The 15,476-nt window shown below is 72.8% G+C and carries 14 protein-coding genes; 7 read left to right on the top strand and 7 right to left on the bottom strand.

Features of this window, described 5'->3' with window-relative positions; translation table 11 throughout:
* Positions 1-96: 96 nt before the first annotated feature.
* The 5 genes from K8Z49_RS06435 (at position 97) to K8Z49_RS06415 (ending at position 6,357) form a co-directional block, all read left to right on the top strand.
* On the top strand, positions 97-1,206 hold the full coding sequence (locus K8Z49_RS06435; RefSeq protein ID WP_412517830.1) for a M24 family metallopeptidase: 1,110 nt from the start codon (positions 97-99) through the stop codon (positions 1,204-1,206).
* A 242-nt stretch (positions 1,207-1,448) separates the two neighbouring features.
* A complete protein-coding gene (locus tag K8Z49_RS06430; RefSeq protein WP_021599193.1) occupies positions 1,449-2,678 on the top strand; it encodes an ABC transporter ATP-binding protein in 1,230 nt (409 codons plus the stop codon).
* Positions 2,675-3,991, top strand: a complete 1,317-nt coding sequence (locus K8Z49_RS06425; protein ID WP_024935920.1) for an ABC transporter substrate-binding protein — start codon at positions 2,675-2,677, stop codon at positions 3,989-3,991. Before K8Z49_RS06430 ends, K8Z49_RS06425 begins: the two co-directional genes overlap by 4 nt.
* Positions 3,992-4,015: 24 nt before the next feature.
* Positions 4,016-5,404: a carbohydrate ABC transporter permease gene (locus K8Z49_RS06420; RefSeq protein WP_024935921.1), complete on the top strand. Its 1,389-nt coding sequence runs from the start codon at positions 4,016-4,018 to the stop codon at positions 5,402-5,404.
* Positions 5,401-6,357 (top strand): carbohydrate ABC transporter permease, encoded by a 957-nt coding sequence (locus tag K8Z49_RS06415; RefSeq protein ID WP_024935922.1) that lies wholly within the window; start codon positions 5,401-5,403, stop codon positions 6,355-6,357. Before K8Z49_RS06420 ends, K8Z49_RS06415 begins: the two co-directional genes overlap by 4 nt.
* A 79-nt stretch (positions 6,358-6,436) precedes the next feature.
* Here K8Z49_RS06415 and K8Z49_RS06410 read toward each other — a convergent pair whose 3' ends face one another.
* Entirely contained in the window at positions 6,437-7,684 is a 1,248-nt protein-coding gene (locus K8Z49_RS06410; protein WP_021599980.1) for an ABC transporter ATP-binding protein, read from the bottom strand.
* Positions 7,685-7,833: 149 nt separating this feature from the next.
* On the opposite strand from K8Z49_RS06410, the gene K8Z49_RS06405 reads away from it, so the two are divergent.
* Positions 7,834-8,856 (top strand): LacI family DNA-binding transcriptional regulator, encoded by a 1,023-nt coding sequence (locus K8Z49_RS06405; protein ID WP_021599979.1) that lies wholly within the window; start codon positions 7,834-7,836, stop codon positions 8,854-8,856.
* A 72-nt stretch (positions 8,857-8,928) separates the two neighbouring features.
* Positions 8,929-9,369, top strand: coding sequence for an Lrp/AsnC family transcriptional regulator (locus K8Z49_RS06400; RefSeq protein WP_024935923.1), 441 nt, complete (start codon positions 8,929-8,931; stop codon positions 9,367-9,369).
* Here K8Z49_RS06400 and K8Z49_RS06395 read toward each other — a convergent pair.
* From K8Z49_RS06395 to K8Z49_RS06370, 6 genes are all read right to left on the bottom strand, one after another.
* Positions 9,366-10,292 (bottom strand): TIGR03619 family F420-dependent LLM class oxidoreductase, encoded by a 927-nt coding sequence (locus tag K8Z49_RS06395; RefSeq protein WP_111831118.1) that lies wholly within the window; start codon positions 10,290-10,292, stop codon positions 9,366-9,368. The two genes, K8Z49_RS06400 and K8Z49_RS06395, sit on opposite strands and share 4 nt — an antisense overlap.
* A 60-nt stretch (positions 10,293-10,352) precedes the next feature.
* Positions 10,353-11,132 (bottom strand): metallophosphoesterase family protein, encoded by a 780-nt coding sequence (locus K8Z49_RS06390; protein ID WP_075022433.1) that lies wholly within the window; start codon positions 11,130-11,132, stop codon positions 10,353-10,355.
* Positions 11,133-11,207: 75 nt separating this feature from the next.
* The gene (locus K8Z49_RS06385; protein ID WP_024935925.1) at positions 11,208-11,747 is read right to left on the bottom strand and encodes a DUF1707 and FHA domain-containing protein; all 540 of its coding nucleotides are present in this window, start codon (positions 11,745-11,747) and stop codon (positions 11,208-11,210) included.
* A 145-nt stretch (positions 11,748-11,892) separates the two neighbouring features.
* Positions 11,893-13,098, bottom strand: coding sequence for an acyl-CoA dehydrogenase family protein (locus tag K8Z49_RS06380; protein WP_021598780.1), 1,206 nt, complete (start codon positions 13,096-13,098; stop codon positions 11,893-11,895).
* A gap of 91 nt (positions 13,099-13,189) precedes the next feature.
* Entirely contained in the window at positions 13,190-14,254 is a 1,065-nt protein-coding gene (locus K8Z49_RS06375; RefSeq protein ID WP_075022431.1) for a DUF3616 domain-containing protein, read from the bottom strand.
* Between the two features lie 62 nt (positions 14,255-14,316).
* Positions 14,317-15,465: a cytochrome P450 gene (locus K8Z49_RS06370; RefSeq protein ID WP_075022430.1), complete on the bottom strand. Its 1,149-nt coding sequence runs from the start codon at positions 15,463-15,465 to the stop codon at positions 14,317-14,319.
* Positions 15,466-15,476: the final 11 nt, after the last annotated feature.

The raw sequence follows: 15,476 nt of genomic DNA, 5'->3' as shown, positions 1-15,476 counted from the left end.
GTCCGACGCCGCGCCGCTCCGCCGCTCCTGCGATCCTGGAACCGGGTCATCGGACAGGACCGGGTCATCGGACGGGACAGAGGAATGGAGACGGGTGTGACGACGGAGTTGTATCCGCGGGAGCGCGTCGGGCTGGTGCGGGAGGCGGTGGCGAAGGCGGGCCTCGGGGCCGTGCTGCTGACGCCGGGGCCGGACCTGCGCTACGTCACCGGCTACGACGCGAAGCAGCTGGAGCGGCTGACCTGCCTGGCGGTGCCCGCGGAGGGCGAGCCGTTCCTGGTCGTCCCGCGGCTGGAGGTCCCCGCGGCGCAGGCGTCGCCGGCCGGGGCGCTCGGGATCGAGCTGGTGCCGTGGGACGAGACCGAGGACCCCTACGCCCTGACGGCCGCCCGGCTGCCGCGCGGGCGGGCGAAGGTGGCCGTCGCGGACCGGATGTGGGCGGTGATGGCGCTGCGGTTCCGCGCCGCGCTGCCGGACGCCGAGCAGGTCGCCGCGGGCCCGGTGCTGCGCGGCCTGCGGATCCGCAAGTCCGCCGCCGAGGTGGCCGCGCTGCGCGAGGCCGGCGCGGCGATCGACCGGGTGCACCGCCGCGTGCCGGACCTGCTGGAGGCCGGGCGCACCGAGCGGGAGGTCGGCCGCGACATCGCCGACGCGATCATCGCCGAGGGGCACGCCCAGGTCGACTTCGTGATCGTCGGGTCCGGCCCGAATGGCGCGAACCCGCACGCCGAGCTCTCCGACCGCGCCATCCGGCACGGCGAGCCCGTCGTGGTCGACATCGGCGGGACGATGCCGAGCGGATACTGCTCGGACTCGACCCGCAACTACTGCGTCGGCGAGCCGCCCGCCGAGTACCTCGCCTACTACGGGGTGCTGGAGGAGGCGCAGCGCGCCTCCTCGGAGGCCGTCCGGCCGGGGGCCACGCCCGAGGCGGTGGACGCGGCGGGCCGCGACATCATCGCCGCCGCCGGGTACGGCGAGCACTTCTTCCACCGCACCGGGCACGGCATCGGGCTGGAGTCGCACGAGGACCCCTACATCGTCGCCGGCAACCGCGAGCCGCTGGAGCCCGGCATGGCGTTCTCGATCGAGCCGGGCATCTACCCCGGCCCGCACGGCGCCCGCATCGAGGACATCGTCGTGTGCACCGAGGACGGCCACGAGCCGCTGAACGTCACCGGGCGCGGCCTGGTCATCGTGGACTGACCACCGCGGGAGCGGACGCCGGACGAGGGCGCGGACGGGTTTCGTTCCGCGCCCTCGCCTCGTTTTCGGACGGCGCAAATTGACCCGGAAACGGGTCGGTAACGATCTACGTACCAAATGCGTCAGCCCGCACCCTGCGTATTGCGGTCCGGGCGGTCTGCCCTGTACCTCCTTGTTGCATTGTTACGCGGGGGTAAATCGTGTTCCTCCGCATCGACGTGCCGTGACGAAGAGGAGACGCCGTGGCAGAGGTCGACCTGATCGGCGTCGGGAAGGTCTATCCCGACGGCACGCGGGCCGTGACCGACCTGAACCTGCACATCGACGACGGGGAGTTCCTCGTCCTGGTCGGCCCGTCGGGCTGCGGCAAGACCACCGCGCTGCGGATGGTCGCCGGGCTGGAGGAGATCTCCGAGGGCGAGGTCACGATCGGCGGCCGGGTCGTCAACCGGGTGCCCGCCCGCGACCGCGACGTCGCGATGGTCTTCCAGAGCTACGCGCTCTACCCGCACCTGTCGGTCCGCGACAACATCGGGTTCGGGCTGTCGCTGCGCAAGCTGCCCAAGGCCGAGATCAGGGAGAAGGTGGACCGCGCCGCCGACATCCTCGGCCTCACCGAGCACCTGTCGCGCAAGCCCCGCAACCTGTCGGGCGGGCAGCGGCAGCGCGTCGCGATGGGCCGCGCGATCGTCCGCGAGCCGCAGGCGTTCCTGATGGACGAGCCGCTGTCCAACCTCGACGCCAAGCTGCGGGTGCAGATGCGCGCCGAGATCGCCCGCATCCAGCGCGACCTCGGCGTCACCACGATCTACGTCACCCACGACCAGACCGAGGCGATGACGCTCGGCGACCGCGTCGCGGTGATGAAGAAGGGCGAGCTGCAGCAGGTCGCCCCGCCGCAGGAGCTCTACGACCGGCCGGCGAACCTGTTCGTCGCCGGCTTCATCGGCTCCCCGGCCATGAACCTGATCCAGGGCACGCTGTCCGGCGACGCGGAGAACCCGCGCCTGGAGATCGGCGGCCAGACCCTGACGCTGCCGGCCGCGGTGCTGACCGAGCGCCCCGCCCTCGCGTCCCGCCTCGGGAGCGACGTCGTCGTCGGCATCCGCCCCGAGGACATGGAGGACTCCGAGCTGGTGGACACGCCCGAGGGGTCCGGGCTGACCTCCACCGCCGACCTCGTGGAGGCGATGGGCTCGGACGTGCTGGTCCACTTCGCGGTCGAGGCGTCCCAGGTCGTCACCGAGGACACCAAGGAACTCGCGCGCGACGCGGGCACCGACGTGCTGGGGCACCTGGAGAGCCCCCGCACGGACCTGGTCGCGCGGTTCAGCCCGCGCACCCGCGTGAAGGTGGGCGACCCGGTGACGATCCACGTCGACACCGGCCGCCTGCACTTCTTCGATATCGAGTCCGGCGCGTCGATCTGGGGATCCGACGACGCCGGTCCGCTCAGGGAGGATGAGGAATGAGGGTCAGCAGGCTGACAGGCATCGCCGTAACCGCGGCGATGCTCCTGTCCGCGGCCGCCGCGTGCGGCGGCGACGACGGCGACGAGGGATCCGAGCCCGCGGGCGGGGGAGCGCTCAAGGGCACCACCATCGAGGTCGCGGCCAAGTGGACCGGCCCGGAGGAGACCAACTTCCGCAAGGTCCTGCAGGCGTTCGAGAAGAAGACCGGCGCGAAGGTCAACTACGCCTCCACCGGTGAGAACACCGACGCCTACCTCGGCCCGCGCATCGAGGCCAAGAACCCGCCGGACGTGGCGATCCTGCCGCAGCCCGGCCTGATGCAGCAGTACGCCGAGAAGGGGTCGCTCAAGCCCCTCGGCGACGACGTGGTGGCCGAGGTCGGCAAGAACTTCGCGCCGTACTGGAAGGAGCTCGGCTCCTCCGACGGCAAGACCTACGGCGTGATGGTCAAGGCCGCCTACAAGTCGATCCTGTGGTACCGGCCGCAGGTGTTCGAGGACGCCGGCGTCCAGCCGCCCGCCACGTGGGCCGACCTGACCAAGGCCGCGGGCACCCTGCAGGACGCCGGCACCACCCCGGTCACCCTGGCCGCCGGCCCGCAGGACTCCTGGACGCTGACCGACTGGTTCGAGAACGTCTACCTGTCGCAGGCCGGGCCGGAGAACTACGACAAGCTCGCCAAGCACGAGATCAAGTGGACCGACCCGACGGTCGGCAAGGCGCTGCAGACGCTCGCCGAGATCTGGGGCAAGCCCGACTTCCTGAACGGCGGCGTCGCCACCGCGACCAAGACCAAGTTCGACGAGTCGGTCACCCAGGTCTTCGGGCAGGAGAAGGCCGCCATGGTCTACGGCGGCGACTTCGCCGCCGCCAACATCGCCACCACCAAGGCCAAGGTCGGCACCGACGCCAAGGTGTTCGCGTTCCCGCAGGCCGGCGACACCGCCCCGGCGATCCTCGGCGGCGACGTCGCGGTCGCGCTGAAGGACGGCAAGGGCGCCCAGGAGCTGATGAAGTTCCTCGCCTCCCCCGAGGCGGGCAAGGTGTGGGCCGGGCTCGGCGGCTACCTGACGCCGAACAAGAACGTGCCCTCCAGCGCCTACTCCGACCCGATCGCCAAGCAGCTGATCGAGCAGCTGCAGAAGTCCGGCGACGCGGCCCGCTACGACATGTCCGACCTGGCGCCCGCCGCGTTCGGCGCGACGCCCGGCAAGGGCGAGTGGGAGGCGCTGCGCCAGTTCGTGCAGAACCCCACGGACGTCAAGGGCACGCAGGCCAAGCTGGAGGCCGAGGCCGCCAAGGCCTACAAGTAGGGCCGACGAGTAGGGAATCCCTGGATGAAGGCTCCGAATGAGGAGGTGCCGCCGGCCGCGACGGCCGGCGGCGCCGCCGCCGTCGGCCCGCCGGCCGCGGCGTCCCCGGCCCGCCCCGGACGCGAGCGGCTGACCCCGCCGTCGTGGCTGGCCATGATGTTCCTGCTGCCGGCGCTCGTGCTGCTCGGCTTCCTCGTGGTCTACCCGATCGTGTACTCGGTGATCCGCAGCCTGTTCGACGCCTCGGGCGACTCGTTCGTCGGCGTCGACAACTACACCGGGGTCTTCAAGGGACACGACAACCTCGTCGCGGTGCGCAACACCGCGATCTGGGTCGTGGTCGCGCCCACCGTGGTGACCGTCATCGGCCTGCTGTTCGCCGTGCTCACCGAGCGGATCCGGTGGGCCACGGTGTTCAAGCTCGTGGTGTTCATGCCGATGGCGATCTCGTTCCTCGCCTCCGGCGTGATCTTCCGGCTGGTGTACCAGCAGGACCCCGACAAGGGCATCGCCAACGCCGCGATGGTCGCGATCCACGACACGTTCGCCAAGGACACGACCTACCCCGGCGCGGGACCGCGCAGCGGCGGCAACGCCGTCGTCCGGCAGGACGAGGACGGCTCCGTCGGCTCGGTGCGGTCGTACTCGGCGGGCCAGACCGCGCTCCTCCCGCTGCTGAAGGTCAAGCCCGAGTACCTGCCGGAGGACGCCAAGCCCGCCGCGCAGCCGCCGGCGGCCAAGCCGGGGCAGCTCACCGGCGCGGTCTGGTTCGACTTCACCAAGGGCGGCGGGGGCCAGCAGAACGTCCCGAACGCCGGCGAGTCCGGGCTGCCCGGGATCAAGGTCGAGGTCGTGCAGAACGGCAAGGTGGTCGCCGAGGCGACCACGAGCGCCGACGGCACCTTCACGATGAGGGACGTGCCCGACGGGGCGTTCATGATCCGGCTCCCGAAGGACAACTTCACCGCCGCCTACCGCGGTGCGGAGTGGCTCGGCGGCACGCTGATCACACCGGCGATCATCGGGTCGTACCTGTGGGTGTGGTCCGGGTTCGCGATGGTGCTGATCGCCGCCGGGCTCGCCGCCATCCCGCGGGACGCGCTGGAGGCGGCCCGCGTCGACGGCGCCACCGAGTGGCAGGTGTTCCGGCGGGTGACGATCCCGCTGCTCGCACCCGTCCTGATGGTCGTGCTGGTGACGCTGGTCATCAACGTCCTGAAGGTGTTCGACCTCGTCTACATCATCGGCGGCGGCGAACCCGACGCCAGCGTGCTGGCGCTGCAGATGTGGACCGAGTCGTTCGGCGGCGGCAACGACCAGGGCGCCGGCAGCGCCATCGCCGTGCTGCTGTTCGTGCTCGTGCTGCCCGCCATGCTGTTCAACATCCGGCGACTGCGGCAGGAGCGCTCATGAGCACCGCGGAGAAGGAGGCCGGGGCACCGTCCCCGGCGGCCGGCGGGAACGGGGGCAGGGGCGGCGACGGCGCGGCGGGCGCGCCGAGGCGCGGCGTGGCCGCCCGGATCGTCGGCAGGCTCGGCGGCGGCGCCGCCCAGGCGCTGCTCGTGCTGATCGCGCTGTTCTGGCTGGTGCCGACCCTCGGCCTGCTGGTCGCCTCGCTGCGCTCCAACGAGGACAACAGCGCGGGCGGCTGGTGGCAGGTCTTCACCAAGCCGACGCAGCTGACCGCCGAGTCCTACAGCGCGCTGCTGGACAAGAGCGACTTCGTCGACTCGTTCTGGAACACCGTGCTGATCACCGTCCCGGCGACGGTGCTGGTGGTCGCGATCGCCGCCCTCGCCGCCTACGCGTTCGCGTGGATGGAGTTCCCGGGCCGGGACTGGCTGTTCATGGTCGTCGTCGCGCTGCTGGTCGTGCCCGTCCAGGTGGCGCTGATCCCGGTCGCCAAGCTGTACGGCAAGATCGATTTCGGCGGGTTCCAGATGTTCGGGTCGGTCACCGGCGTGGTGCTGTTCCACGTCGCGTTCGGCCTGCCGTTCGCCATCTTCCTGCTCCGCAACTTCTTCGCGGCGATCCCCCGGGACCTGCTGGAGGCGGCGCGGATGGACGGCGGCTCGGAGTGGACGATCTTCCGCAGGGTGATCTTCCCGCTGGGCGGGCCGGCGATCGCCTCGCTCGGCATCTTCCAGTTCCTGTGGGTGTGGAACGACCTGCTGGTCGCGCTGGTGTTCGCCGACACCGAGGCGCAGCCGATGACCAAGTGGCTGCAGTCCCAGATGCGGCAGTTCACCGGCAACATCGACATCCTCGCGCCCGGCGCGTTCCTGTCGCTGATCGTCCCGCTGGTCGTGTTCTTCGCCTTCCAGCGCTACTTCGTCCAGGGCGTCCTCGCCGGCTCGGTGAAGTAGGCCCCCGGACAACGACCGGACAACGAAACGTGCCCACGGCCTTCTCCAGGCCGTGGGCACCGTTTCGTCCGGGGCGGGGTCAGCCGGACTTGCGCAGGTCCGCGGCGCCCTGCCGGCCGCCGGCGTCGGGGTGCCCGATCGCCAGGCCGCTGGACTGGTCGAAGAAGTGCAGCCGGCGGGTGTCGACGGCGAGGTTCACGTCCTGGCCCGGCCGCACGTGCGAGCGGGAGTTGACGCGGGCCGTCCACAGCGCCTTGTTGTCGATCAGCGGGATCGCCATCTCGCCCTCGCCCTCGGCGGCGTCCTCGGCGAGGTCGGCGGTGTCCTTGTGCTCCACCGGCGGCGCGTCGATGGTGAAGATCACGTTGATCTCGCTGCCGAGCTCCTCGGTGACGCTGCTGCGCACCGCCATCGGTGCCCACTCGGGGTCGGCGTGCGCGGCGTCCTCGAAGTCCGACGGGCGGATGCCGAGGATCACCTGGCGGCCGACGTAGTCGGCGAGGCCCGGCTTGCCGTCCAGCACCGCGGCCGGCACCGGCAGCGTGTACCCGGCGAACGACACCTGCGGGCCGCCGTCGGCCGAGGTCAGGTCGGCCAGGACGAAGTTCATCGCCGGCGAGCCGATGAACCCGGCCACGAACAGGTTGACGGGGTTGTCGAAGAGCCGCTGCGGGGTGTCGACCTGCTGCAGCCTCCCCTCCCGCAGCACGCACACCCGGGACCCGAGCGTCATGGCCTCGATCTGGTCGTGGGTGACGTAGACGGTGGTGACGCCGAGCCGCTCGTGCAGCTGGCTGAGCGAGGCGCGCATGGACACGCGGAGCTTGGCGTCCAGGTTCGACAGCGGCTCGTCCATCAGGAACGCCTGCGGCTGGCGGACGATGGCGCGGCCCATCGCGACGCGCTGCCGCTGCCCGCCCGACAGTGCGGCCGGCTTGCGGGACAGGTACTGCTCCAGGCCGAGCATCTTGGCGGCCTCGTGGACCTTCTGCTTGATCTCCGACTTCGGCGTGCCGCGCAGCTTGAGGCCGAACGCCAGGTTCTGCTCGACCGTCATGTGCGGGTAGAGGGCGTAGTTCTGGAAGACCATCGCGATGTCGCGGTCCTTCGGCGCCAGGTCGTTGACGACCTGGTCGCCGATGGAGATCTTCCCGCCGCTGATCTCCTCCAGGCCGGCGATCATCCGCAGCGCGGTGGACTTGCCGCAGCCGGACGGCCCGACCAGCACCATGAACTCGCCGTCGCGGACCTCCAGGTCGAGGCCGTCCACGGCCTTCACGCCGCCGCTGTACACCTTGTCGACCCGGTCGAGCACGATCTTGGCCATCCGGTACCCCTTGTTGGAAACGTTTCCCTTACCCTCTGCCGAGCAGGGCTTTCATTGCATTGGCTGGAGTAAACATCATGGAATCGTTTCCAGGGGAGAGGGGGCCGTGAGAAGATGATCGGAAGGCGCCCGGAAAGGACGGTCCGAGGATGACGGCACGGCGGCCCGCGACGATCAAGGACGTGGCCGCGGCGGCGGGCGTCGGCATCGCCACGGTGTCGCGGGTGTTCTCCGGGACGGGCTCGGTCAGCGCCGCCACCCGCGAGCGCGTGCTGTCCGCCGCCGCCGGGCTGGACTACCGCCCGAGCGCCCTCGGCCGGGGGCTGAAGCTGCGCCGCACCGGCGGCATCGGCCTGATCGTCCCCGACGTCACCGACCCGTTCTGCGCCGAGCTCGTCGCGGGCGTCCTGGCCTGCGCCCGCAGCCTCGGCGAGCACGTGATCGTGGACGCCGCGCACGGCGACCCCGCCCGCGAGGCCGAGATCGTCGAGCGGCTCGTCGAGCAGCGGGTCGACGGGATCATCGCGCTGCCCGCCGGGGACGCCGCCGACTGGGCCGCCGCCGCCCGCGTGTGCTCCAGCGTCGTGTTCGCCGACCGCGTGCTGCCGGGGCGGCCGGACATCCCGTCCGTCCTCGCCGACGACGCGGGCGGCGTCCGGTCCCTCACCGAGTACCTCGCCGGGCTCGGCCACCGCCGCATCGGGTTCCTCGGCGGCGCCCCGGGACGCCCGTCCGGGGTGCGGGAGCGCGCGTTCCGCGAGACGCTCGCCCAGCTCGGCGTCCCGGTGGAGGAGGACCTGGTCGTCGCCGCCCGCCCCGCCCGCGACGCCGCCTACGCGGCCGCCGCCGGCCTGCTGCAGCGCCGCGCGGACGTCACCGCCGTGCTGGCCGCGGGCCACCTGCTCGGCGAGGCCGCCGTCCTCGTCGCCCGGGAGCTGGACCTGCGGGTCCCCGCCGACGTGTCGATCGCGATGGTCGGCGACGTCGCCTGGGCCGAGCTGTGCGATCCGCCGCTCACCGCCGTCGCCCGGCCCGGCCACGACATCGGCTACCGCGCCTGCGAGCTGCTGCTGCGCGAGCCCGCGCGGCGGGGGAGGGGCGGGCCCGTCCTGCTGCCCGCCGAGCTCGTCGTGCGCGGCAGCTGCGGCCCGCTTCGCCCCGGCCGCCGCTGAAAAACGGCGGATCGCCCCGCTCCGTGGCCTGAGCGGGCCCACGCACCCGCCGCGGCACGCTAGATTTCCCGCGTGGAGGAGATCGATCGTCAGATCATCGCGCTGCTGGCCGACGACGGGCGGATGAGTTTCACCGACCTGGCCAAGGAGACCGGGCTGTCGGTGTCGGCGGTGCACCAGCGCGTCCGCCGGCTGCAGAAGCGGGGGATCATCACCGGGTTCGCCGCCCAGCTGGACACCCAGCGGATCGGGCTGCCGCTGACGGCCTTCGTGTCGATCAAGCCGACCGACCCGGCCGCCCCGGACGACGCCCCCGAACGGCTGGCGCATCTCCAGGCGATCGAGGCGTGCCACTCGGTGGCGGGCGAGGAGAGCTACATCCTGAAGGTGCGGGTCGCGTCCCCGAACGAGCTCGAGGACCTGCTGCAGCAGATCCGCGCCGCCGCGAACGTCGCGACGCGGACGACGGTCGTCCTCAGCACCCCCTGGGAGGCGCGCCGCCCGCCCCTCTAGCCGGCGTCCCCGGCGGGCGCGAACGCGTCCAGGGCCTCCAGGGCGCGGCCGAGGGAGGCGCGCGGGCCCGCCTCCGGGCCGGTCACCTCCGGGTCGAAGTTCAGATCGATGAACAGCTCGGTGACGCCCTGCGCGGCGAGCGCCGCGAAGTCGTCCCGGACCTCTTCGGGGGAACCGGTCAGCGGCTTGCGGCCGGCCTGCCCGGGGGGACGGACCCGCACCGCGCCCCGGCACACGAACCGCAGCGCGGCCGGGTCGCGCCCGGCCCGCTCGGCGGCCTCCCGGACGACGCCGATGGAGCGGCCGATCGTGGTGAGGTCGGTGCGGCTGGAGCTGACCCAGCCGTCCGCCAGCCGCCCGGCGCGGCGCAGCGCCGACTCGGCGGCGCCGCCCAGCAGGATCGGCGGCCCGGGGGACTGCAGCGGCCGCGGGTCCATGGTGACCGGCGGGATGTCGTAGAACTCGCCGTGGAAGCGCGCCGCGTCCCCGGGCCCGCCGCTCCACAGGGCGCGCAGCGCGGCGATGAACTCCTCGGCGCGGGCGCCGCGCCGCTCCATGGGGGCGCCGGTCGCGGCGAACTCCTCGCGCATCCAGCCGTTCCCGAGGCCGAGGTCGAGCCGCCCGCCGCTGACGTGGTCGAGGGTGGCGGCCAGCTTGGCCAGGACCGGCGGGGCGTAGAACGGCATGTTGACGATGGCGACGCCGAGCCGCGCCCGGGTGGTGTGCCCGGCGAGGTAGGCGAGCGTGATCAGCGGGTCGGGGACGTTGCGGTAGGTGCGGTCGTCCGAGCCGGCGGGGTTGAGGAGGCGCTGCAGCGTCCACAGCGAGCGGTAGCCGAGCTCCTCGGCGCGCCGGGCGACGGTCACCTGATTGGCGGGGGTGGACCACGCACCCGACGTCGGAACGGCGAACCCGATCTCCACACTGCCTCCCTTTTCCGACCGGACCTTACAACGTCAAGGGCGGTGCCGGTCCAGGGAACCCTACGCGACCGGCCGGTCCCATTTCATCGCCGCCACGTCGAGCACGCCCCAGTTGCCGTCCACGCCGTCGCAGTCGAACCCGGTCACCCGGACCTGCCCGTGGGGCATCGCGACGTCCCTGGTGTAGGCCCTGTGCAGATGCCCGTGGATCAGGTGGCCGGGCTTGACCGCGTCGACCACGGTCTGCAGGAGTTCGCGGTGGGCGTCGGACCGCTTCAGGTCCTCGCCGTCCCAGAAGCCCGGCAGAGGCGGGAACTCGTGCGCGACGCGGGCGGGGCAGTCGTGGGTGAGCATCACGTCGGCGGGCCCGCCGGCGATCGCGCGCCGGGCCTCCTCCGCGGTGATCTCCTCCTCGGGCCACCAGGACATGCCCTCCGCGCGGACGGCCCGGTCGAGGGACACGGCCCCGCCGAGGGCCAGCCAGGTCCGGTCGTGCCAGGTCCAGCGGTGACCGCGGCGGAGGTGGTAGATGCGGTCGCTCACCCGGCCGTGCCCGCCCTGATGACCCGCATCGGGCAGCTCGGCGAGACGGGGGTGGTCCTCGTGGTTGCCGTCGACGAACCACAGGACGCCGTCCACACGGGCCAGGTCGAGGTCGAGGCCGCGGAGGTAGGCCCACCCCTGCGGTCCGGGCCATATCCCGAAGTCGCCCGCGTGGAGGACGATGCGCGGGGACTCGTCCGGAAGCAGTTCGGGGAGCCGCCGGATGACGCCGCGCGCCCAGGCGGCGTTGCCGTGCCAGTCGCCGGCCAGCAGGACGTGCGTCGGATCTTGCGTCATGGGCTCCATCTTCGCGGTTCGGCCGGCCCCGGCACGCATCGCGCATCGCCGGCGGTGGGAGCGGGCGGTGCCGGGTCAGGGGGCGGTGACGATGAAGATGGAGTTGCCGAACCCGACCTCGTCGCCGGGCCGGACGCGCGCCGGGCCGGTCAGCCGCCACCCGTTCACGCGGGTGCCGTTCATCGACCCGAGGTCGGAGATCATCCAGCCCTCGTCGGCCCGGTAGATCTCGGCGTGGAAGCGCGAGACGGTCAGGTCGGTGAGGATGAACTGGCAGCCGGGGGCGCGGCCGACGACGATCCGGCCGAGCTCGCGCGGCGGCAGCATGAACCGCGGCAGCCGCGGCCCGCGCCAGGCGGCCTCGATCCGCGCGGTCACCTGGGACACCTGGGAGATCAGGCCGGTCAGGCGGTTGACGACGCGCCCGGCGGGCGGCAGGTCGTGCACGATGTCGGCCAGCTCGGCCTGGCTGCGCGCCTGCAGCACCTGGTCGACACGGCGCTCGAACGTCTCGTGGGACATCCGCCCCTCGGCCACGCGGTCGCTGAGGACGCGCAGCACCCGGTCCCGTTCCGTGTCGGACGCTCTCACCGGGAATGAGGGCTGTCCGTCCATAGTCGTGAGTATCCAGTCCCCATCGTCGGCTGTCCAGAAAGGCCCGGAGGCCCCGGGGGGCGGGCGATCGCCCTCACCCGCCCCCCACCTGTTCGATGCGCGGGACCGCCTGGAAGTTCGGCGCCGGAGCGGACGGGCGGAAGCGTCAGCGGGAGAGGAGGTCGCGGGCGATGTGGGTCACCTGGATCTCGTCGGTGCCGGCGTAGATCTGGAACGACTTGGCGTCGCGGGCGAGCTGCTCCACCCGGTACTCGCTCATGTAGCCGTTGCCGCCGAACAGCTGCACGGCCTCCTGGGCGACCTCGCTGGCGGCCTGCGCGGCGTACAGCTTCATCGCCGACGCCTCGGAGAGGGTCGGGGCGCGGCCGGCGCGCTGCATCTCGATGTGCCGGAACACCAGGTTCTGGACGTTGAGCCGCGCGACCTCCATCTTGGCCAGCTTCAGCTGGATGAGCTGGAAGTCGCCGATGCGCCGCCCCCACAGCTCGCGGGTCCTGGCGTACTCGACCGACAGCCGCAGGCACTCCTCGATGACGCCGAGCGCCATGGCGGCGACGCCCGCGCGCTCGGTGACGAAGTTCTGCCGGGCGGACTCCTTGCCGCCCTGCGCGCCGGAGGTGAGGAGCCGGTCGGCGCCCGCGCGGACGTCGCTGAGGAACAGCTCGCCGGTGGGGGAGGAGTGCAGCCCCATCTTGCGCAGCGGCCTGCTCTGCTCAAGGCCTTCCATGCCGCGGTCGAGGACGAAGGTGAGGATCTCGCGGTCGCGCGGGTCCCGCCCGTCGTCGAGCTTGCAGTAGAAGACGATGGTGTCGGCGTAGGGGCCGTTGGTGATGAAGGTCTTGGCGCCGTTGATGACGTACTCGTCGCCGACCTTCCTGGCGGTGGCCTGCATGCCGCCGAACGCGTCCGACCCGGAGTTCGGCTCTGTGATCGCCCAGGCGCCGACCTTCTCCATGGTGAGCAGGGGCAGGGCCCAGCGCTCCTTCTGCTCGGGCGTGCCGCGCTTCATGATGGTCCCGGCGGCGAGGCCGAGGCCGACGCCCATCGCCGAGACCAGGCCGGGGGCCACCTTGCACAGCTCGATGATCGGCAGCATGGTCATCGCCGCGTTGCCGCCGTGCCCGCCCTCCTCGTCGCCGCCCGTGCCGCCGTCGCGCTCCTTGGCGATCCGGGCGTGGAAGGACGAGCGGGCCATCTCGTCCATCCCGAACGTCTTGTAGAGGCCGCGGAGCAGGTCGTACGGCGGGAGCTCGCCCGACTCCAGCGCGTCCAGGCGGGGCCGGACCTCGGCGTCGATCCAGCCGCGCACCGCGTCCCGGATCATCAGGTCTTCCTCGGACCACTCGATCATGCGCTGTCCTGCCCCTTCGAACTCCTGCCGGTTGCAGGGCCCATCCAAGCAGACGGTGCAAGCGAGCGCTTATTCGGGTTCGCCCCCGGTGCTAGCCGAGGACGACCACGTCCGCGAGGACGCCCCCGTCCGCCGTGAGGCGCTCGGGGGAGGGGCTGTCGTAGACGACGAGCAGGCGGGTGCCCGGCTCGTCCAGGACGGCGATGCCCTCGGCGTGGTCGTCGCCGTCGCCGTGGGGGAGGTCGCCGAGCACCTCCAGCTCGGCGGAGGTGACGATCTCGCCGGCGTCCACCCTGGCCGCGCCCCGCCACCGCACGACCCGCACCGGGCCGTCCAGGTCCATGCTCGGGCCGGTGAGGACCAGCAGGTCGTCGCCGTGCGGGCACAGGTCGCGGATGCCGAGGCCGCCCAGGTCCAGGAAGTGCGTGCGGTAGCGGTCCTTCCCGTCGCCGACGGGCAGCGCCACCAGCCGCCGCGGGTCGTCGGGGTGGGTGCCCGGCCGGATCTCTATCAGCACCGCCCAGCCGCGCAGCACCGGCCCGCGCAGCCCGATGTAGAGCCGGTCGCCGTGCGCGGCGATGCCCTCGATGTCGATGCCGTTGTCCTTGCTCGGGATGGGCAGGAACGGCGCGAGGTGCGGGTCGTCCCGCAGCAGGTCGGTGAGGGAGTCGCCGTCCAGGCCGAGGACGGCGGCGGTGCGGTCCCCGTCCTCGCGGACGACGCCGGGCAGCCCGTCCTCGCCGGTGGCCAGCGGGAGCCGGGCGAGGATGTAGCGGTTGTCCTCGCGGACGACCGTGGCGAGGCGCCTGCGCGCCTTCGCGTCGCTGTGCCCCGGCTTGATCTTCTTGCGCTTGAGGCTGTGCGAGCCGATCGCCCACAGCCAGCCGTTGGCGCGGGCGAGCCCCTCGATGTCGGCCTCCTCGTCCGGGCCGGCGGGCAGCGGGACGAGGTCGGCGAGCGCGATCGTGGCCTGGCCGCCGTACCCGGTGACGCGGCCGCCGTCGAGGGTGGCCGTCAGCCGCTCGATGGTGGCGGTCTCGTCGCCCGCGACCCACAGGCAGCGTCCGTCCTGGCGGACGGCGGACAGGTTGGTGTGCGTCTCGGCCTCACGGCTCTCCACCCCGAAGCGCAGCTCGACCCGGCGTTCCACGATCATTGGGAGATGGTCCCATAACGGCGCGGCCGGAGGGGACGCCGGGGACGGTCCTCAACCGGCCGTCAGGCGTCCCAGCGGACGTCCAGCCGGGGCGGTCTCCGGAACACCAGGCCGCGGGGCCGCGCGGGACGGGACGGGTCGAGGCGCAGCCCGGGCAGCCGGTCCAGCACCGCGGCCAGCGCGGTGCGGGCCTCCAGCCGGGCCAGGGGCGCGCCGAAGCAGAAGTGCGGGCCGTGCGCGAAGGCCAGGTGCTCGGCGGTGTTGTGCCGCCGCACGTCGAACCGGTCGGGGTCGGCGAACACGGCGGGGTCCCGGTTGGCGCCCGCGATCGACACGCGGACGAGGTCGCCCGCCCCGACCGTGGTCCCGCCGAGGTCGGTGTCGCGGGTGGCGTACCGGTCGACGACCGAGGCCGACGGCTCCAGCCGCAGCGACTCCTCGATCGCGCCGGGCAGCAGGTCGGGGTCGTCCAGGACGAGCCGCAGCTGGCCGGGGTTCTCCAGCAGGTGCAGCGCGGCGTTTGCGATCATCCCCTCGGTGGTGTCGATGCCGCCGAACATCAGGATCGCGGCGTTGGCGACGACCTCGGGGGTGGTGAGGTCGCCGCGGGCCGCCTCGGCGAGCAGCGAACCGGGGCGGGACGCGGTGATCGCCTCCTCGACCGCGGCGCGCAGCAGCCGGTACGCCTCCCCGGCGTGCCCGGGGGCGGTGCCGCCCGCGGTGATGGCGGACACGGCCTCGACGAAGGCGCCGTACCAGGAGCGGACGGTCGCCGCGTCCACCCCGTGCAGCCCGAGGGCCTCGGTCACGACGGCGACGGCGAGCGGCCCGGCGAGGTCGCCGCGCAGCTCCGCAGCGCCCGCCGGCGCGAGCCCGCCGACGAGCCGGCCGACCTCGGCCTCGACGAACGCGGTGAACCGCTCGCGGGTCCGCGCCGGGCGGAACGGGCGGGAGAACGCGTCGCGGTGCCGGGCGTGGACGGGTCCGTCCAGTGACAGCATGCTCGGCCCGACGACCTGCGCGGTGGAGAAGCGCGGGTCGTCGACCGTGAACGCGGCCGAGTCGCGCATGACCGCCAGCGCGAGGTCGCGGGACGTCACGAGCCAGCCGCCGAGGGCGGGGACGAACGCGACGGGCTCCTCGGCCCGCAGCCGGGCCAGATGCGGGTGCGGGTCGTCCTCCAGCTGCGCGATCGTCAGGTCGGAAGCCATCACCCGACCGA

The organism is Actinomadura madurae (genome assembly GCF_047130825.1).
Lineage (GTDB): Bacteria > Actinomycetota > Actinomycetes > Streptosporangiales > Streptosporangiaceae > Spirillospora > Spirillospora madurae.
This window is presented reverse-complemented; position numbering and strand designations above follow the sequence as displayed.

Coding starts and splice junctions, on each gene's coding strand:
- K8Z49_RS06415 (WP_024935922.1), top strand. CDS start 5,401: ATGAGCACCGCGGAGAAGGAGGCCGGGGCACCGTCCCCGGCGGCCGGC.
- K8Z49_RS06385 (WP_024935925.1), bottom strand. CDS start 11,747: ATGGACGGACAGCCCTCATTCCCGGTGAGAGCGTCCGACACGGAACGG.
- K8Z49_RS06390 (WP_075022433.1), bottom strand. CDS start 11,132: ATGACGCAAGATCCGACGCACGTCCTGCTGGCCGGCGACTGGCACGGC.
- K8Z49_RS06425 (WP_024935920.1), top strand. CDS start 2,675: ATGAGGGTCAGCAGGCTGACAGGCATCGCCGTAACCGCGGCGATGCTC.
- K8Z49_RS06410 (WP_021599980.1), bottom strand. CDS start 7,684: ATGGCCAAGATCGTGCTCGACCGGGTCGACAAGGTGTACAGCGGCGGC.
- K8Z49_RS06375 (WP_075022431.1), bottom strand. CDS start 14,254: ATGATCGTGGAACGCCGGGTCGAGCTGCGCTTCGGGGTGGAGAGCCGT.
- K8Z49_RS06405 (WP_021599979.1), top strand. CDS start 7,834: ATGACGGCACGGCGGCCCGCGACGATCAAGGACGTGGCCGCGGCGGCG.
- K8Z49_RS06370 (WP_075022430.1), bottom strand. CDS start 15,465: ATGGCTTCCGACCTGACGATCGCGCAGCTGGAGGACGACCCGCACCCG.
- K8Z49_RS06420 (WP_024935921.1), top strand. CDS start 4,016: ATGAAGGCTCCGAATGAGGAGGTGCCGCCGGCCGCGACGGCCGGCGGC.
- K8Z49_RS06380 (WP_021598780.1), bottom strand. CDS start 13,098: ATGATCGAGTGGTCCGAGGAAGACCTGATGATCCGGGACGCGGTGCGC.